Origin of the sequence: Dysgonomonas sp. GY617 (assembly GCF_015233815.1) — a bacterium.
Lineage (GTDB): Bacteria > Bacteroidota > Bacteroidia > Bacteroidales > Dysgonomonadaceae > Dysgonomonas_A.
Genome location: NZ_JADCLR010000002.1, coordinates 65135 through 85071 on the forward strand (window position 1 = coordinate 65135; position 19937 = coordinate 85071).

General features: G+C 35.3%; 12 protein-coding genes. 8 read left to right on the plus strand and 4 right to left on the minus strand.

From position 1 onward, the window contains the following. Positions 1–19: 19 nt before the first annotated feature. The 8 genes from IR022_RS03970 (at position 20) to IR022_RS04005 (ending at position 15711) form a co-directional block, all read left to right on the plus strand. Positions 20–601, plus strand: coding sequence for a GIN domain-containing protein (locus IR022_RS03970; RefSeq protein WP_194202697.1), 582 nt, complete (start codon positions 20–22; stop codon positions 599–601). Continuing rightward, a complete protein-coding gene (locus IR022_RS03975; protein WP_194202698.1) occupies positions 594–2963 on the plus strand; it encodes an FtsX-like permease family protein in 2370 nt (789 codons plus the stop codon). The genes IR022_RS03970 and IR022_RS03975 overlap by 8 nt, the downstream gene beginning before the upstream one ends. Positions 2964–2975: 12 nt before the next feature. After that, entirely contained in the window at positions 2976–5312 is a 2337-nt protein-coding gene (locus IR022_RS03980; RefSeq protein ID WP_194202699.1) for an ABC transporter permease, read from the plus strand. Between the two features lie 28 nt (positions 5313–5340). Further along, a complete protein-coding gene (locus IR022_RS03985) occupies positions 5341–6021 on the plus strand; it encodes an ABC transporter ATP-binding protein (protein WP_050709273.1) in 681 nt (226 codons plus the stop codon). 37 nt (positions 6022–6058) lie between these two features. Further along, the gene (locus IR022_RS03990; protein WP_194202700.1) at positions 6059–8422 is read left to right on the plus strand and encodes an ABC transporter permease; all 2364 of its coding nucleotides are present in this window, start codon (positions 6059–6061) and stop codon (positions 8420–8422) included. Between the two features lie 121 nt (positions 8423–8543). Then, positions 8544–10868 carry an ABC transporter permease gene (locus tag IR022_RS03995; RefSeq protein ID WP_194202701.1) on the plus strand — a complete coding sequence of 775 codons (2325 nt, stop codon included), beginning with the start codon at positions 8544–8546 and terminating at the stop codon, positions 10866–10868. Between the two features lie 115 nt (positions 10869–10983). After that, on the plus strand, positions 10984–13299 hold the full coding sequence (locus IR022_RS04000; protein WP_194202702.1) for an ABC transporter permease: 2316 nt from the start codon (positions 10984–10986) through the stop codon (positions 13297–13299). 27 nt (positions 13300–13326) lie between these two features. Next, positions 13327–15711 carry an ABC transporter permease gene (locus IR022_RS04005; RefSeq protein WP_194202703.1) on the plus strand — a complete coding sequence of 795 codons (2385 nt, stop codon included), beginning with the start codon at positions 13327–13329 and terminating at the stop codon, positions 15709–15711. Between the two features lie 28 nt (positions 15712–15739). On the opposite strand, the gene IR022_RS04010 is transcribed toward IR022_RS04005, so the two are convergent. The 4 genes from IR022_RS04010 to IR022_RS04025 all read right to left on the minus strand — a co-directional run bounded on the left by IR022_RS04010 (position 15740) and on the right by IR022_RS04025 (position 19847). Next, positions 15740–16570: an alpha/beta hydrolase gene (locus IR022_RS04010; RefSeq protein WP_194202704.1), complete on the minus strand. Its 831-nt coding sequence runs from the start codon at positions 16568–16570 to the stop codon at positions 15740–15742. Positions 16571–16591: 21 nt separating this feature from the next. Then, positions 16592–17926 (minus strand): sensor histidine kinase, encoded by a 1335-nt coding sequence (locus tag IR022_RS04015; protein WP_194202705.1) that lies wholly within the window; start codon positions 17924–17926, stop codon positions 16592–16594. A 31-nt stretch (positions 17927–17957) separates the two neighbouring features. Beyond that, positions 17958–19322 (minus strand): sigma-54-dependent transcriptional regulator, encoded by a 1365-nt coding sequence (locus IR022_RS04020; RefSeq protein ID WP_050709280.1) that lies wholly within the window; start codon positions 19320–19322, stop codon positions 17958–17960. 135 nt (positions 19323–19457) lie between these two features. Then, the gene (locus IR022_RS04025; RefSeq protein WP_194202706.1) at positions 19458–19847 is read right to left on the minus strand and encodes a pyridoxamine 5'-phosphate oxidase family protein; all 390 of its coding nucleotides are present in this window, start codon (positions 19845–19847) and stop codon (positions 19458–19460) included. Positions 19848–19937: the final 90 nt, after the last annotated feature.

A 19937-nucleotide genomic window follows, 5' to 3' on the forward strand; every position in this document is an offset into this window, starting at 1 on the left:
CTTTTAAATCGAAATGATAATGAGACATTTATTTATTGTAGGACTTTTCCTCGCTTCTTTGCTCTCTACGCAAGCTCAGGATACTTTTTCTAAAATTAGCTTGTCAGGGTTTAGAGTAAACCTTATTCCTTCCGAAATATTCTCTATACAATTAGAGGATTCGCTAGGTATAGAACAAGAAATAGAAGATGGTATCTTGGAGATTCGAGTTTTAGATCAGAGAGGACGAGTTCCTAAAGGAAGCATCACTATTTACACAAATAAGTTAGATTATTTGAGTTTACACAATTGCCAATTGGTTATGGATGCTCCGCTTGAAAACGATTCGTTAACATTGATAACTGGTTCGTCCTTTGGAGCGTTGAAAATAAAGTCTAATTACCTTTCAGCTAATATTGCTGCTGGGAGTCGTTTCGAAATTGAAGGCACAACAAAATACTATGACTGTGCTGTTGGTGCAGGTAGTGCATTGAAATCTTCGAATTTGTTGGCTGATAAAGCTGCTATAAATGCAATGGGGTATAGTAATGTTGTATTAAATGCTAAGGAAATAATAAGGTCTGAAGTTAAAAATGCAAATGTGAAAAATATCTATGAATAACTTTAATCTAATATTAAGATCGCTCTTTAAAAAGAAAGAGAATAATATTATTAAAATATTATCTCTAGGAGCAGGTTTGGCAGTAGGGCTAATAATTATCTCAAAAGTGTTTTTTGAGCTTAGCTATGATAATTTTTACCCTGACTCTGATCGAATCTATCAGATACAATCGTATGCAATAGTTGGAAATGAAGAACCAAACGAATTTGGACAAGTAAGTGGTGCTATAGCTCCCGGCATGAAAGCTGAGATACCTGAGGTAGAGGTTGCAACACGTTTGACATATATGGGATGGGATGCTTCATTTTTTACGCCTGATAAGAAACGTTACACAGGTACATTTATCATGGCAGACAGTTGTCTCTTTGATGTATTGCCTCGTCCAATGGTTATTGGAAATGCAAAAGAAATACTATCCAGACCTCTGTACGGATTGGTATCCGAGTCTATTGCCGAAAAAATGGGTAACAATGTTATAGGACAAACTATTCAAATCGATAATTATCCCGGACGTACAGTCACTATCGGTGGAGTCTTTAAAGATGTACCCGAAAATGCACATTTAAGATACGATCTTGTAATATCATTAGCATCCATAAAAGATTTTATGTGGGATGGTACTCAAAATTGGGTGGGTAACGACCGCTATCTGGGATATGTAAAACTAATGTCTGGTACCGATCCGGCAAGTTTGGCACCTGCTATCCGAAAGATGCAAGAGCGTAATCAGCCTATGGAAGAATTAAAGAAAGCAGGCGTTGAACTCTCATATACCTTGTCAGCACTCACCGCATTGCATAGTGATACGCCTGAGACAAAGCGTATGACTCTTTTATTGTCGGCAATAGCATTTGCTTTGATATTTACTTCTATTATGAATTATATCCTGATTCTGATATCAACGTTGGTAAATAGAGGGAAAGTAATTGCTGTATATAAATGTTATGGGGCTGAACAGAAAGATATATCGAAGTTAATATTTGGAGAAACATCTCTACATCTGGCTATTTCCTTGGTAGTTGCTCTACTCCTTATTTTTTGTTTTAGAAGTACGGCAGAAGAGATTTTATCGGCTTCGGTTTACTCATTGTTTTCTTTTCAAACTTGTTTGATACTGGTGGTTTTCTGTGTAATTATTTCATTGATTATAGGAGCTATACCATCTTATTTGTTTTCTCGGATTCCTGTGTCGTCCGTTTTTCGTCATTTGACAATGACCAAACGAGGTTGGAAAATGGCACTTCTGTTTTTTCAACTTGTAACTACTGTTTTTCTTGTAACATTACTCATTATAGTAGCTCGACAATATGATGTGATGGTTAATGACAATCCAGGATATAATTATGAGCGGTTGCTTTACTATAATACAAGGGGAGTGAATAACAATGAAAGGCAAAAAATAATAGATGAACTTCGTACTGTTCCTCAGGTCGAGTTGGTTGCTACTGCTGATGATCTGCCATTCAGCTTTGCATCGGGTAATAATGTGTACCTACCAAATAATGACCATGAGCTTTTTAATATTGCAGATCTGTATGGTGCAGACGAAAACTATTTGCCCTTAATGGAAATACCAATAATTGAAGGTAAAGGGTTTGATAAAGAGTCGGTGCCAGATAAGGATATAGTGATCAGTAAGAAGTTTGCTGATAAAATATCAGGGCTTGCAAACTGGCAGGATGGAGTTATTGGCAAAGAAGTCTTCATCTCGGAACATCAACAAAAGAGTGGAGTATCTCGTATTATAGGTGTTTATTCCGATATTCGATTAGGTTCTATTGGAAGTGAAGACACTCGCCCTTCCGTTATCTTCTACTCAAGTGAACCATCTTCAGTTATTGTAGTAAAGCTTAAGGATTTGAACTCAGATAATATCCAGATTGTATACGATGTATTTAAACGATCGTTCCCAGATAAAGAAATTGCACTTTCGCTCTATAAAGACAGTATGGTCAAGTTATATAGCAATTCGCGTCGCTTTATGAATGCAATAACAATTGGTGGAATTGTTACTTTACTAATAACTCTCATTGGGTTGATTGGCTATACCAACAACGAGGTAAATCGTCGTAAGTCGGAGATTGCTATTCGTAAGGTAAATGGAGCTGCATTGGTTGATATTCTGAAGTTGTTCTTGCAAGATAATTTATGGATAAGCTTTCCTGCTCTTATTTGTGGTGGAATGTTTGCGGCTATTGCGGCTGCTAAATGGATGGAAGATTTTTCTGAGAAAGCAGAGCTATCTCCTCTATTATTTATTTCCTCTGGACTGGCTGTTTTAGCAATAGTGTTATCTGTAGTATGCTTGAATTGTTTGTATACAGCTAATCAAAATCCTGTAGATACCTTAAAGAACGATTAATAAAATTGAAAGATGAAATCAGTTATAAAAAACTTCTACTATATATTAAAGCGATTTAAAACCTCTTCGGTTCTGAATATAGCAGGCTTGTCTGTTGCCTTTACTGTTTTTATTATAATAGCCATCCAATCGTATTACGATGCTACTTATAATAGGAATTTCGAAAAGGCTAACAATCTAGAATATATTACTATTTATTACGAAGCAGACGAAAGGGAGGCTCATAATCTAAGTGTTCCCATAGGACAGACTATTGCAGAGGCAGTACCCGAAATAAAGAATTATGCTTTAGTACAAGATTGGGGCAGTCAGTTTTTTGATAAAAGTGTGGAGGCAACCTCTCAAAGTGTAGATATAGAGCAATTTGCCGTTTCTGGAGGTTTTCTAGAAGTATTTACACCGGAGATAATTGCAGGAAATGCACCTGATATGTTTTTGGGTAAGCATAAGGCTTTAATCTCGCAAAGTGATGCTCTAAAGATATTTGGAGACGAAGATCCTATTGGGAAAATTATTTATCATCATTTCTCGAAGATTCCGGTTACGATTGTAGCGGTTTATAAGGACTTCCCGAAAAACTGTTCTCTTACTAATGGTATGTATGTGGCAACCCAGACTACAGATCCAACTGAATGGAGTTTCAAAATGTATGTGGAGATACAGGAGGGAAGTCATGAGATAGTAAAAGAGAAATTGAATAGTGATGGAAAAATTGCTGAGATTTTCTCTGGATACGTAAATAAGGAATCGGGTAAAGGTGTTGAGTTAAGATCTGTTCCTCTGGAAGAGGCTTATATGATACAGGCAAACAATAAGACTACTTTCATATCTTTAATTGCTATTGGAGTTATTATTCTACTAATAGCATATATAAACTATCTGAACTTCTCCATTGCGATGGCTCCATCGCGAGTGAAGTCGGTAAATATTCACAAGATTCTGGGACTGAATCGATCAGCCCTACAAATGTTAATGATGTTTGAGGGAATATTTTTTGCTCTAATTTCATTGTGTTTATCTGTAATCTTGGTCAACTTTTTTGCATCATCTCCTTTAAGTAGTTTTTTCTCGGCTAGTTTACTTATAACTGAAAATCTTTTCTTGATAGGTGTAGTGGGTTTATTTCTGCTTGCTCTTATAGCTATAGTGGGCATATATCCGGCGAAATATGCAACATCTTTTCCCGAAGCAGTTGCTTTGAATAACTCGTTCGCACTATCTCCCAGAGGGGTTTATATGAGAAATGTGTTGATCTTGATACAATTTGTAGCAGCTATATCGTTGTGTTGTATTGCTTATTTTATAAAGATACAGCACGAATATATGATAAATTATTCGAGTGGAATACAAAAAGAAAATATAGTATATCTCCCATTAAAAGGACTTGATACTGACCTTAACAGCTTTGGTGATGAAATGATAAAGAATCCTTTAGTGTTAGATTATACAGCTTCCGAAGCTATTCCCGGTACTGTTCCCATGGGGTGGGGACGACGTTTTGAAGATAAGCAAGTACAGTTTACCTCATGGCCTGTAACGCCTAATTTTCTTGACTTTTTTGGAGTTAAAATTATTGCCGGAAATGGGTTTACCGAAACAAAGAAAGATTCTACAACTCTTGAGCAAGTAATTTTTAATAATAAGTTTATAGAGAAATACGGCTTTGATAATAGCTTGATAGGAAAAAATGTCTTTTGTCTTTCTAGGGATGGAACTGTAAAGGGAATCGCAGGTGATATAAACTTTCAGTCTTTGCATTATCCTATCGAACCAATGGCTTTTGTTGTGTTAAATGGTAGTTATAGGGAAGCCAGATTAAACTTTGTGTTCTTTAAAATTTCAGGTAAGGATACCCCATCTACAATAGAGTATATGAGTAAAACATGGTCGAAGTTTAGTAAAGAAGAATTTAAACTGACATTTCTTGACCAGAAAGTGAACGATCTATATAAGAAAGAGGATAATATGGCAAGGCTTATAGGCTTCTTCGGTCTTATAACTATTGTAATAGCCATTATGGGTATTTATGGACTTATAGTATTTAATACTCGCTATAAAACCAAAGAAATAGCTATCCGTAAAGTGAATGGTGCTACTGAGTTGGAGATCATATTAATGCTTAATAAAGGACTGTTGGCTTTGTTTCTTATAGCTTTTGTTATTAGTGTGCCGCTCGCTTATTATGCTATAGACCGCTGGGTCGAAAGTTTTCCTTATAAGGCAAGCATTCCTTGGTGGTTGTTTTTAGGCGCAGCCACAGTGGTGTTTATTATATCTGCTATAACTGTAAGCTGGCAAAGTTGGAAAGCGGCTACAGTTAATCCCGTAAAATCATTGAAAAGCGAATAAAATAGTAAATAATTAAAAAAACAATATTATGATACAGATTAAAGATCTAAAGAAAGTATTTCGCACAGAAGAAGTTGAAACAGTTGCGTTGAACGGTATTTCTATGCATGTAACTCAAGGTGAATTTATTGCTATAATGGGACCTTCGGGTTGTGGAAAATCAACGTTGTTGAATATTCTTGGTTTGCTGGATAACCCTACTTCAGGACAATATCTACTTGATGGAAAAGAAGTGGGTAATCTGAAAGAAAAGGAACGTACCCAATCGCGTAAAGGAAACATCGGATTTGTATTTCAGAGTTTCAATCTTATAGAAGAGATGACTGTTTTTGAGAATGTAGAATTACCTCTTACATACTTGAAAGTAAAAGCAGCAGATCGTAAAAAACGAGTAGAAGAAACTCTGCGTAAGATGAGTATTAGTCACCGAGCAAGTCACTTCCCCAATCAATTGTCGGGAGGTCAGCAACAACGTGTAGCTATTGCCCGTGCGGTGATTGCTAATCCTAAATTGATTCTTGCCGATGAGCCTACTGGTAATCTGGACTCTAAGAATGGTAAAGACGTTATGGATTTGTTGACCGAGCTAAATCAAGAGGGAGCAACAATTGTAATGGTAACTCACTCTCAACACGATGCTTCGTTTGCCCATCGTACAATAAATCTATTTGACGGGCAGATTATTACAGAAGTAGAAAGTAAGATGTAAATCGTATTCTATTTCATCTTTAGCGAAAAAGAAAATTATGAAGCAATTTCTCAGGAATTTTAGCAAACAAAAGACTGTCGGCATATTGAATATTTGCGGCTTGAGTCTTGGGATCATGGTATCTCTTACTGTGGGATTATGGGCTATTAACGAATTGACATTCGATAATTTCCATACCAATGGAGATAAAATGTATCGGGTTGTGCAGAGCTTTGTTTTAAATGAAGAACCTATAAAAGCAGCATCCTCTTTCAAACCATTGGGAGAATTAGCCGCAGCTGAAATTCCTGAAATAGAGCAAATGTGTAGGGTAGTAGTACGAACCGATGGTGTAACTATAAATAATATGGTTAGCTGGGGTGTAAAGGTGCTTATTACCGATCATAATTTCTTCTCATTCTTTACCTTTCCTCTAAAGAAAGGCGATATAAGAACGTCTTTTTCTGCTCCAGATAATGTGATTCTAACTGAATCTGCAGTTAAAAAATATTTTCAAGAAGAAGATCCTATAGGTAAAATTATTAAGATTCATGGGTCTCAATTTACAGTCTCGGCAATAATGTATGATATGCCTCGAAATTCGCATATTCAAGGCGAAATGGTATTTCCTTTGTTTGGTGAATTCAAAGATTTGGGCTGGAATAGTAGCTTTTCGTATGATACCTACTTTGTTATACCTTCTAATGCTGATTTTGGCTCTATTGAGGAGAAACTTACTCAAATTAATAAATTGGGTGCATCTTCATTTTTAGACGGTGCGCATAATGATGTAAAGCTTGAGCCTTTAAAAGAAATCCATTTTAGTAAAACGGACCCTGCTTTTGACAGTGCAGTTAAAGGGGATAAGCAGCTTTTGATTATATTTCTAACCACAGCTATTGCTATTCTTATTATTGCTTGTATAAATTTCACGAATCTGTTTATCTCAACTTCCTTTATTCGGGCAAAGGCTATAGGAATTAAAAAATCGCAGGGAGCAAGCAAAATATCTCTGATATCAGATTTCTATAAAGAGACCCTTGTGTATGTTCTGGTTTCAGTTGTTGGCGGTGTATTGCTTGCTGTATTTACTTTACCAGTCTTTAATAGTTATACAGGATCTCAGGTAAGTATCGATTTCTTATCGCCTGAATTGTATTTATATATTATTTGCCTGATAGTTATAACAACACTATTGGCAGCCTCTTTCCCTGCTCTTCAGATGACCCGATTCGGAATCATCGAGACGCTTACCAGTAAGTTTCGAGGAAAGAAGATGTCAGCCTTTCAGAAAATACTTATCATCATACAATTTACATCATCTATTTGCTTACTCATAGTAGTATTCTTTTTGGCTAGGCAGATTGATTATATTCTATCTCAGGATTTACGATTCGATAATAAAAACGTAATATATGTACAAGGATGGGATACTTTTGGCGCTGACTATAAGGCTTTACGTGAAGAATTGATTCAAGACCCATCAATCAAAGATGTCGCAATAAAACAATACAATCTGCCATTTAAAATGGGGAATGGAATAGGTGGAAAGAATCTTGAAACGGGAGAGCAAATATTGTTGGATTTATCGGAGGTTACACCTAACTATTTTGATCTTTTTGGAATGGAGTTTGTCGCCGGCGAAAATTCGCTAACTCTCGAAAGTTCATCCAGTGCAAATTATTGTGTTATCAATGAGCGTGCTGCTGAGGTTTTGGGACTTAAAGATCCGGTTGGAAAGTCTTTTAGTCTAGTGTCTATTGGGGGAAAACTTAGTGAAAAAGATGGTGAGCCCTATATTGTGAAGGGGGTGATAAGAGACACATATGTAAAATCGCTTCATCAAGAGCCCGATCCTCAGATGTACCTTAGTACATCACACACCGCGAACAATCCTATATTTTTCAAAATTGTAGGCGATCCACAAAAAGCGATAAGAACCATAGAGAAAAAATGGAAAGAAGTTGTGCCGTATGTTCCTTTCGAATATCATTTCTTGGATGAAACATACGAAAAACTATACTTGTCGGAAATCAATACACGTAATGTTTTAAGCTATGCTTTGGTTATAACTTTTATAATTACAATAACAGGATTGTATGCTATGGCTTTCTATTCTATTCAACGAAGGATAAAAGAAATAGGTATTCGTAAAATAAATGGGGCAACACTTGCCGATCTTTTATTATTACTAAATAAAGATATTGTGATATGGGTAATCATCTCTTTTTTTATAGCCTGTCCAATATCCTATTTATTCTTAAATAACTGGCTCAATAGCTTTGTCGTAAAAGTAAATTTGAGTATATGGGTATTTCTTTTAGCCGGAATTTTATCGGGTTTGATTGCATTGTTGACAGTAAGTTACCAAACATGGAAAGCTGCATCAACTAATCCCGTAGATTCTATTAAAGACGAATAATTTTAGTTTCCATAATATTCTGTGAAGGAGAAGTCTATTTTTCATTTTTTCATGTGCAAAGTGATTATTAGTTAGATACCACTTCTCCTTCTTCTTAGCAAAAATTAAAACATATAAGATAATGAGAATAGCAGATTTAAAAATATACCAGAAGTTTCTGTCTCGAAACAAATTATACACCTTGGTATCGGTGGTTGGCTTTTCGGTATCACTTACGTTTGTGATATTACTGGGTATATATGTAAAGCAGGAATTATCGGTGGATAGCTTCCATGAGAAAAAGGACAGAATCTTTTTAATGGCTCATGATACCTCTACTTCATTTGGTAATCCTGTTGCCGATTTTGTTAAAGATAAGTGCCCCGAAGTAGAAGCATATGCCCGAATACATTTCACTCCTGTGATCTTAGGTGAGAAAGGGGGAGCTAAAATAAAGGCGGATGCATTGTTTGCTGATCCGAGCTTTTTCAGTATTTTCTCATTCAAGCTTCTAGAGGGCGATCCTTCTCAGGTTTTGGTTCCCTTAAAATCGGTGGTAGTAACAAAGTCATTTGCAAATAAGATGTTTGCGGATAAAAATCCGATAGGTGCTCATCTTATTATTAATAATACGGAACATACTATTACAGGTATAATGGAAGATATCCCTCAGAATACACAGATACATAAGGCTGATTTTATTGTGAATTATAAGTCTATTACTATGATTTGGGGTGGAGATTGGATATTGGATAGATCGGATAATTTTGGTTTTACAATGTATTTTCTCGAAAAAGAGGGAAGTAATCTGCCTGCTAAAACATCAATGTTATTGGAGTTATTCAAGAAAGAATTCTGGTATTATAAAGACGGTTTTACCAATGATCTAAAGTTTATACCTCTGGAGGATGCTTATTTTCAGATAGATCAATCATATTCATCTATCAGGACTAATAGCAAAACACTTATTTCTGTATATATGGGTATTGTTATACTAATATTAGTTATTGCTTTGCTTAACTATATTAATCTGACAATTGCGCAGGCAGGATTCAGAGGTAAAGAAGCAGCTATGAAGAAACTTCTGGGCTGTAGTCGTAAGAGTTTAATACTGCAATTGCTAGTCGAATCATTCTTAATGACCTCTTTTACTTTTATCTTGGGGCTTTTCATGGCATTTCTATTAGAGCCATCTTTTAATGGCTTATTAAATACGAGTCTACATTTATCGAGTCAGTTTACACCGTCACTTATTGGTGTAGCTATTCTTTTTGTCTTATCTATTTCTATTGTCGCAGGTCTTATTCCGGCGCTCATTATATCAGGTTTCAACCCTATCGAAATAGTGAAAGGCTCTTTCTCTCGTAAGGTGAAAGCGAAGTATTCTAAAGGCCTTATCATATTCCAATATATTGTTACGATAGCTCTACTTATATGTAGCTTCTTTATTAAACAGCAGTCTGATTTTCTTGTGAATTATGATCAAGGCTTCAATCGTGATGGTGTTTTTGTTATGGATAATGTTTTAGATAGTGCTCAACTCGAGGGGTTCAAAGATAAGTTGCAATCAATATCAGGTGTTGAATTGGTCTCTTATTCTCGCGGTACACCTGCTACTGGCAGCAATAATTATTCTTTTGAAGTGGATGGGGTACAGTTTAGTTTTCAAGAACTAGTCGTAGATTCTACATTTTTCAAGATATTCGATATTAAAATATCCCCGACAGGTATAGAGCCTACTAATGAAACGTATTGGGTAAACCAAACTGCTTATAATGCACTACATCCCGATTCAATTTCGTTTCTAGCCAATTTTGGGCATAACGAGTATAAACAGATTGCAGGAATTGTTAATGATTTTAACTTCAAATCGTTAAGAGAGCCAATTGGTTTGATGCGTATCCAAAACTTACCTCATGGTCATCTTCCGTGGAATATTATAGTGAAAATTGCTAAAGGAGCAGATTTATACAAAACAGCAGATAAAATAAAAGATACATATTCTCAATACAATGGAGGAGAGTTTTTCGAGTCGCAATTTGTAGATGATGTTGTTCAGAATGCGTATGAGAAAGAGAAAAAGACTTCTCAAATTATATCAGCATTTACTATACTTACTATTGTAATAATGGTTATGGGTGTCTTTGCCATGTCACTTTATCTTATTCGTCAGAAAGAGAAAGAAATAGGTATCCGCAAGGTAAATGGTGCTACTGAGGGGGAGATTCTAAGAATGCTAAATATGGATTCTTTTATTAGAGTACTTATTGCTTTTGTTTTTGCTTGCCCAATAGCTTATTATGCCATGAGTAGATGGCTTGAAGGATTTGCTTACAAAATAGAACTGAACTGGTGGGTTTTTGTTGTTGCAGGTCTGGTAGTACTGATATTATCTCTACTTTCGGTAAGCTGGCAAAGTTTAAAAGCAGCACGTGCCAATCCTGTTGATTCAATAAAAGGAGAGTAATGTATCATTTTATTAATAATTTAAGCAGACTCTAAAATGAAAAGTAAGTAAAGAGCCTTTTCGTATGTAGAATCAATGATTCTCTGTTTTACTTGAATATTTAAACAAATATAAAATGAGGATATCAGATTTAAAAGTATATCAGAAATTTTTGTCCCGCAACAAATTGTACACTTTGGTTTCGGTTATTGGCTTTTCAGTATCGCTTACATTTGTGATACTATTGAGTGTCTATGTAAGACAGGAATTATCTGTTGATAGCTTCCATGAGAAAAAAGACAGGATATTTTTGCTTAGCAATGAAGATTATTCAAGTTTTGCAAACCCCGTTGCCCCTTTTATCAAAGACAATTTTCCGGAGGTTGAATCCTTCACACGTTTTACCTCTAAAAAAACCGCAATTGGAAATAAGGGTACTCCAAAGCAAGCTGCCAAAACGTTATTTGCCGATTCTACGTTTTTCAAAATATTCTCATTTAAGCTCATCGAAGGCAATCGTTCACAGGTGCTTGTTGCCCGAAAATCAGTAGTATTAACTCAGTCGTTTGCCAATAAGATATTTAAGGAGCAGAACCCTGTGGGTAAAACAATCTTTATAGACAATGAAGAACATATAGTAACCGGGCTTGCAGAAGATATACCTGATAATACGATATTCCGAAAAGCAGATATAATTGTTACTTATAGCTCGCTTGCCCAATATTATGGAGAGGGTGTTTTTACCAGATGGACATGGTCTAATTATGGAATGTTTTTTCTCGAAAAAGAAGGAGCGGATTTACAATCAAAAAGTGCTGATATTTTAAGGCTTTTAAAAAAAGGCCACTCTGAGGATACCTCGTATTATGAGGAATTATCATTTATACTTCTGAAAGATGTTTATTTTTCGCAAATCAAAGGATTAGATGACCTGAGGACAAATAGCCCGACTCTGATTACAGTATATATAGCGGTTACAATCTTAATATTGGTGATAGCCTTGCTGAATTATATAAACATGACAATTGCTCAAGCCGGATTCAGAGGTAAAGAAGCGGCTCTGAGAAAATTACTGGGGTGTAGCCGTAAAGATTTGATTTTACAGTTTTTGCTTGAATCATTATTGATGACCTCTTTTACATTTATTCTCGCGCTGCTTATGGCTTTTATGGTAGAGCCATACTTTAATAATTTGTTGAGTACTAATCTCAGGTTAATAAATGAATTTACTCCTTTACTGGTTATTATTGCTATTCTCTTTATACTTCTTATTTCTATTCTGGCAGGTCTTATTCCGGCACTTGTTATCTCAAGGTTCAATCCAATTGAGGTTGTCAAAGGTTCTTTTACACAAAAAATGAAATCCAAGTACTCTAAACTTCTGATTGTTTTCCAATATACTGTTGCTATAGCTTTACTTGTCTGTAGTTTTTTTATTAAGCAACAATCGGATTTTCTTGTAAGTTATGACACTGGATTTAATAGAGAACGTATATTGGTGATGAATAATAAATTAGACATAAGTCAATTGTTGGCATTCAAGGCTACGTTGTTAACTATTCAGGGAGTGGAAAATGTTTCTTATGCCACAGGTACACCTATAGATGGTATATATCATAATTTATTTGAAAGGGATGGCGAGAAGATTTCCTACCAGTATTTTGCGGCTGATACTGCGTTTTTTAGTATTTTCGGAATAAAGGTTGTGCCAATAAATACACCTACAGCCAATTACTCATTTTGGTTGAATCAAAAAGCATATGATTTATTGACCGATTCTGCAACTAATATGGCAAATGTAGGATATAGGGAGAATGTTCAGGTTCTGGGAATTATTAGCGATTTCAGAGCAGGGTCTCTTCATCAAATAGATAATTTGATTGCTGTTGAGCTACTTGGCGATAAGCAAAAGCCATATGATATTATTGTAAAGATAGGAGATAATGCAAATTTATTGCAGACGACAGATAAGATAAAAAAAGTATATCTGGAATATAACAGAGGTGAAATTTTTGAAACCAGATTTGTTGACGAAACTATACAGAAATGGTACGAGAAAGAACAAAAGACTTCTCAAATAATATTAGTATTCACCATCCTTACTATTATAATTATGGTGATGGGTGTCTTTGCCATGTCACTCTATCTGATTCAACAAAAAGAGAAAGAAATTGCTATCCGCAAAGTAAGTGGTGCAACCGAAGGAGAGATTTTGAGAATGCTTAATGCCGATTCTTTTATAAGAGTATTGATTGCTTTTGTGTTGGGGTGCTTCATTGCTTATTTTGCCATGAGTCAATGGCTAGACAATTTTGCTTACAAAATAAAGCTTAGTTGGTGGGGATTTGTGGCTGCAGGTGCGATAGTATTGTTATTATCACTTCTGTCTATAAGTTGGCAAAGTTTAAAAGCAGCAAGAGCCAATCCCATTGATTCAATAAAGGGAGAATAAAGAGTATCTCTTAAAATAAAACATATTATGTATAATACTCCATTTGTAGTGAGGCGTTTTTGGAAAACGAAAAATCTTAGAATTGTAAATTTGTTGGGTTTGGCTCTCTTGTTTGCATGTATACTCGTTTCATACACTTATGTAAAGAGAGAGCTTAGCTTCGATAAGTTTTATTCGAAAGCAGATCGCATAGTTCGTATGACGGTGAGCTACGATGGGCAACAAGCTGATGGACGTATCTACGGAACCAACTTTAATCAAATATTGCAAAGTGTTTCCGAAATAGAAGATGGTTTGAAGTTGTCAAAAATAAATACAGCTATTCTTACCCTCAATGAAAAAAAGCAAGTAGTAACTGATATTTATTTTTCGAGTGAGAACCTTTTTGAAATACTCGATATTCCATTGTTGGAAGGAGATCGCAAAACAGCCTTTAAATCACCCGGAAGTGTTGTGATTAGTGAAAAACAGGCAAATCAACTATTCGGAAAGACAGATATAGTAGGAGAGAAGATCGAATTGAGTGGGCGTAGGTTCAATAATATGACCTGTTCTATAAGTGGTGTTTTTAAGGATATGCCTGATAATACCCATTTCCATACTGATATTATTGTCCAAGAAACCGATTTTGATAGTCTCTTTTTCTATGCTTATCTCTTAGTTGGTAAAGGGCAGAACTATTCAGAATTAGAGAAAAAAATATCAGATGTCTTTCTCAAGGAAAATCCTCAGAGACCCAGTGCTAAGATAAGTCTTATGCCTATGACGGATATTCACCTGAAAAGTCATGTCTTGAGAGAGATGGAACCCAATGGTAATATCTTTTATGTCTATCTTATTATTGGAGCCAATGTGCTACTTTTTATTATTGTGATGTTTAATTTATGGCTCAATGCCAGTGTTATCTTCTCTTATAATAAAAGGTACTATCAATTGCTTCGATTTAATGGAGCTTCGTCAATGGTGGTTGCTAAAGACGAGTTTCAGGTGGTCTTTGGGTTAGCTGTTATAGGGGGGCTGATGGGGAAACTGATCTCGGCATTTGTAGCTGATTATTTTTCAATCTCCTTTAATTTTATTTCTATTGGAGAGGAAATCATACTCACTTTATTGTTTTTATTGGTGACAGCTTTTATTTCGTTATTACCTATTCTGTCAAATATTTCATCAACCTATTTTTTCAATGATTGCATAGATCTTAAAGCTGCTCGCTTCTCGTTCTCGAATGTAAAATATATGCTTGTTATACAATATAGTATTGTGATTTTTATAATTATAGTAACTATTGGTATCAACAATCAGATTATGTTGATAAAAAATACTCAGGTTGGCGGTACGGATACTAATATTCTGGTTCTTGAAGAACAGCCAACAGAGGTTATCAGTAATTATTCTACACTGAGGAATGAATTGCTTAAACATACCGAAATAGAATCGGTAACGGGAGCCATGCAATTACCTGGTTCGGCGGTAAGAGATATGATTGGCGTTTCTATTGACGGGAAAGAACAAACATATATACCTGTATTGGTTATAGGTGAAGATTTCTTTTCTTTTTATGGAATTAAATTAGTTGCAGGTACGTTATTTCCTCCCTTGAAGTTGACTTTAAAAGAAGAGGAAGAGCTTGTTTTTAAGCGAATGGATGAAAACATCTTTTCGAATATAAAAGAAGATGTAATTCTCAACAGCAAAGCTTTGCAGGTATTTGGATTTGCATCTGCGGAAGAAGCTATTGGTAAAGAGATAAAGATAGAACATGGCTCGCTCGATTTTACTCAATCTGCGGTTGTATTGGGAGTTGTGGAGGATTTTACATATACGAGTGTCTACGAAGATGCTATACCCATGATAATACTGCAACGCAATATGTTTATGAATTGCTTTATGATAAGATTTGCACCTGAACAAGAAACTCAGGCTATGCAAACATTGAATGCAGTGTGGGGTAAAATAAATCCAGATTATCCGATCAATTATAAATTTCTTAGTGATACGTATAATGCTGTATATAAGAATGAGCTGAATGCAGGTAAGGTTATAAAATTTTTCTCGGTACTATGCCTGATAATTACCATTCTAGGGTTGATTGTTTTTATGACATTTATGATAAAAACGCGTACTAAGGAAATTGGTATCAGAAAGGTAAATGGAGCAACTAATCAAGAAATTGTTGTGATGCTTAATGTGAGTTTATTGAGGTGGATTATACTTTCGATTTGTATAGCTATACCTACTGCTTGGTTTATTATAGATAAGTGGCTCGAAAGTTTTGCATATAAAACAGAACTTCACTGGTGGATGTTTATTGGAGCAAGTATTTTTGTTTCTCTTATCTCTCTTATTGCTGTTAGTTTCCAAAGCTGGAAAGCAGCAAAGATAAATCCAGTGAAATCAGTAAAGAGTAATTAATAAAAGGGAATTTGTCCCCCTTTTTTTATTAATTGTTATTGCTGTGTTTTTTTATCCAATCAAGAATAAGGTAGCATCCGGGTGCATATACCGCTCCATGGTCAAACCCTTGCAGTTCATAGAGGGTGATTTCTTTGTTGCCTAACACCCTTAGGATTGCATCCAAATGTGCATTTTCTTCATAACGTGCAGGTAGTTCGAGTCTCCTGTCTCCTGTAATAAGAAGTGTGGGTGGAATATCTTTTCGTGCATGAGCCAGAGGTGCATAATTATCGATATAAGGTATTTCGATAGGAAGTCCCCGCTCTTTTTTAATTGTATAATGTGTATTTGTTTGTCCGCTGATGGGTATCAATCCTTTTATGCAGTTTGCATCTATATTATACTTATTCAAATAGCTTTTATCGAGTCCGACCATAAGAGTTAGATACCCTCCTGCCGAATGTCCCGAAATATAAATCTCTTCGGGGTTACCACCAAAGGAGGCAATGTTTTTGAAAACCCATGCAACAGACTCGGCAGCATCTTCGATATATGCAGGGTTCTTGGCTCTGGGACTTAAGCGGTAATTAACAGCTACGACTGCTATACCTTTATTTTTCAATTCATCAGGAATGCCTTTTTCTCCACCTTCAAGTCCTCCTCCATGAAACCAGATAACTGTAAGGAAATTCTTCTTATCGGTTGGATAATAAATGTCGAGTTTGCAACGCTCCAATTTATAAACATCCTTTTCAGAGCTACTTATATAGGGGATATTCTCTTTCAGAGCATAATTGTTATTATTTGTGCTTTGAGCAGTAATAATAGAAAACGTACCTAATAGGAAACAAATATTTAAAGCTAGTTTCTTAATCATATACAAATATTTTGTTTGATGTTACACATTAAATACCATGCTGAAAACAGTCCATTCGTTTGAAGTATGGTGTTTTAAATTTCCACCATGTAGTCGCATAATATAACGCGATACACTAAGTCCGATGCCCGTACCATAATCTTTGGTAGTGAAAAAAGGAATAAATATATGAGCAGCTATTTCGGATGGAATTGGTTCGCCATTGTTTGCAATATCAATTGATACTTTATTATCAGCTTCTGTTACCTTTATTTCTATTTTTCCATCTTGATTGGCTGGTATGGCCTCTAGTGCATTCTTTATTATATTAACAAGAATCTGTGTTATTTGTCCCTCGTCGGCATTTAATATAGTCTGTTTATTTGTATAAGTAATCTGGGCTGTGATCCCTTTCTCTTCCATGTTTGCTGACTCGAGGTGGATTATTTTTTCTAATAAGGGAATCAAATCGAATTGGCGGAATTGAGGGGTTGGTACACCCGTAAATTTGCGATAAGAATCTACAAAGGTAATCAAACCTTTAGCCGTAGAACTAATGGTCTCAAGAGCATCAATTGTATTTCTTCGAAGAGAATCGTTTGAAGAGTCATCCGAATTTATTTTGTAGGAGAAGAGCAGAGTTTCGGTTAAAGAAGTAATTGGTGCTATCGAATTCATTATTTCATGAGTCATTACGCGAATCAAACGTATCCACGATTCCATTTCTTTAGCTTCAAGTTCATTCCCAATATTATTAAGGGTAATAACTTTCATCGCCCCTTTCTTCAATGTTATTTTGGAAACATTTAAACTAATCTGAATTTCTTCTCGTTCATTAGCTATCTTTATTTGAGTATTGTCTTTTACTTCTAAATTTTTAAAAAGTTCGGGCAACGATTCGTCAATAGCTTTTAATTGACTTAAGTGGGTAAATACAGGTAGTCCCAATAATTTATTGGTGGCACGATTGGTTGCATTTACATTATTATGAGGATCTAATATTATGATTCCGGTAGAAACGCTTTCAAGAATAAGACTCAAGAATTTTTCGTTCTCTATTACTTCTTTTCGTGCTCTTGTCAATATATCCTTGATACGGTTCATCATCTGATTCAGCTCTTTCTCTCTCTTCGACGTTTTTGCTTCCGTAAAGTGAAACGAGTAATCTCCATTATCTAAAGCATTGAGAAGGAAAAGTATATTTTGATTGAATCTTCTATAATGGCTATAGAGGCTCTTTAAGGAAAATATCGCCAATAGTACAAATATGCCAACATATACATATTCACCTTGTATTGTGAGATAAGTACTTGCTGCTACTGATAGTATCAATAGTATTAAAAAAAGTATGAGCTTATACTCGATAGATTTAAACATATTATTTCTTAGTTATCGTATAAGTTTCGACTTATAAACCATACTTTTTCATCTTGCTATATAAAGTAGGGCGTGTAATACCCAATTCGGTAGCAATAGCAGATATATTTTTATCGTATCTGGTCAAAGCTTTTTCAATTAGAATTTTTTCCATTTCTTCGAGAGTTATCGCTTCTATTACAGCCGCTTTGGTTTCCATGGGGCGCATATAGAAGTCGGTAGGCTGCAATTCTGTTCCATCACTTAGTATGACCGCTTTTTCAATTGCATGCTGTAATTCACGTACATTCCCCGGCCATGAATAACCTTCTAGTTTTGAAACTGCCTTATCGCTTAGTTTTAATTCTTTTTTGTTGTATTTTTTGGTAAACTTATCAAGGAAGAAGTTAGCTAATAATACAATATCTTCTTTGCGTTCACGCAGTGGGGGAACTTCAATTTGTATGGTATCAATACGATATAGTAAGTCTTCGCGAAACTCGCCTTCCTGCACCGATTTAAACAAATTTCGGTTTGTGGCACAAATAAGACGTATATCTACGGGAATAGGTGTATTACTACCTACTCTTATAATATATCTCGATTGTAAAGCCGTTAGTAACTTAGCCTGCAGAGTGTAACTTAAATTGCCTATCTCATCTAAAAAAAGAGACCCATTGTCAGCAGCTTCAAACTTGCCTGCACGATCGGTTTTAGCATCAGTGAAAGCTCCTTTTGTATGCCCGAATAATTCACTTTCGAATAGGCTTTCGGTTACTGCCCCCATATCTACGCTCACCAATGTTTCACTGGCACGTAACGATAGGTGATGTATCTTTTTTGCGATTAACTCTTTACCCGTTCCGTTTTCGCCGGTTATTAGCACATTGGCATCAGTCTTTGCTACCTTTTTGATGAGGGTAAGAAGATTCTGCATTATTTCGGATTCTCCCCAACAGAAGTCTTCCTCTTTATTTAATTCAGAATTTAGGACATTCTGTTTCTCCCGTAGTTTTTTTACTTCTTTACGTGATTGACGTAAAGAGAATGCAGCTTGCAGTGTAGCTAGCAATTTGGTATTGTCCCATGGTTTGACAACAAAATCAGAAGCACCTTCTTTCAATGCTTTTACGGCTAATTCTATATCTGCATATGCTGTGAAAAGTACGACGGGTAGTTCTGGATCAATCTTCTTAACTTCTGATAGCCAGTATAAACCTTCATTTCCTGAATTTATTCCGGCAGAGTAGTTCATATCTAATAGTACGATATCCGGATTTTTCTCTCTCAATGTAGAGATAAGTGTATTAGGAGACGATAATAGATAGACATGTTCGAAATAACTGTCCAGCAGAATGCGTAGTGCACTTAGTACGTTTTTATTATCATCAACAACAAGAATACTTCCTTTTTTCATTTAGTAGAATCAATTAAGCTAATAATACAAATGTAGTTAATAATCAAATAAGATATTCGTCTTCATTCGAATTCAATAGAAAAAGGATGTTACCAATACTGATAACATCCTTTTTTATTATAAAGTGTAATTTTTTTATAATGTTTGTTTTGCAGATATAATCGTTACTTCTAATACTCGTGACAAGAAAGAAAACTTCTCTTTCATCATGTCATAGTCATCACCCAAGCTCAGATATTGGGCTGTGCCTGTAATTAAAAAGCCAGTACCCTGATAATCTTTATAACCCAGAACTTCTTTGCTTCCTAATGTTAGTTTTATCTTGTTGTTTACCTCTACATTCTTTTGAGTTTTACGTAACCCATATGCAGGAATCAAGATTCTGCCATCTTCTGTTACTACAATATAAGAATTCCATGTATTGGCGATATGGGGTTCGTCAAGTCCCCAAGATACAATTGATACTACTCCTTCGTGATTAATAACATCAAAAAATTTCTCTGTTAGTTTTACTGCCTTATTCATAATTATTGCTTTTCTATTTATTTAATGCAAAGCTACAGGAAGTGATGTTGGAAAAAATTAAGCCAGTTTAAGAAATAGGGAGTAAGTAAT

Bases quoted from the DNA above. Each gene is read 5' to 3' on its own strand.
- IR022_RS04015 (WP_194202705.1), bottom strand. From the start codon at position 17,926: ATGTTTAAATCTATCGAGTATAAGCTCATACTTTTTTTAATACTATTG.
- IR022_RS03990 (WP_194202700.1), top strand. From the start codon at position 6,059: ATGAAGCAATTTCTCAGGAATTTTAGCAAACAAAAGACTGTCGGCATA.
- IR022_RS03995 (WP_194202701.1), top strand. From the start codon at position 8,544: ATGAGAATAGCAGATTTAAAAATATACCAGAAGTTTCTGTCTCGAAAC.
- IR022_RS04005 (WP_194202703.1), top strand. From the start codon at position 13,327: ATGTATAATACTCCATTTGTAGTGAGGCGTTTTTGGAAAACGAAAAAT.
- IR022_RS04025 (WP_194202706.1), bottom strand. From the start codon at position 19,847: ATGAATAAGGCAGTAAAACTAACAGAGAAATTTTTTGATGTTATTAAT.
- IR022_RS03985 (WP_050709273.1), top strand. From the start codon at position 5,341: ATGATACAGATTAAAGATCTAAAGAAAGTATTTCGCACAGAAGAAGTT.
- IR022_RS04020 (WP_050709280.1), bottom strand. From the start codon at position 19,322: ATGAAAAAAGGAAGTATTCTTGTTGTTGATGATAATAAAAACGTACTA.
- IR022_RS04010 (WP_194202704.1), bottom strand. From the start codon at position 16,570: ATGATTAAGAAACTAGCTTTAAATATTTGTTTCCTATTAGGTACGTTT.
- IR022_RS03980 (WP_194202699.1), top strand. From the start codon at position 2,976: ATGAAATCAGTTATAAAAAACTTCTACTATATATTAAAGCGATTTAAA.
- IR022_RS04000 (WP_194202702.1), top strand. From the start codon at position 10,984: ATGAGGATATCAGATTTAAAAGTATATCAGAAATTTTTGTCCCGCAAC.
- IR022_RS03975 (WP_194202698.1), top strand. From the start codon at position 594: ATGAATAACTTTAATCTAATATTAAGATCGCTCTTTAAAAAGAAAGAG.
- IR022_RS03970 (WP_194202697.1), top strand. From the start codon at position 20: ATGAGACATTTATTTATTGTAGGACTTTTCCTCGCTTCTTTGCTCTCT.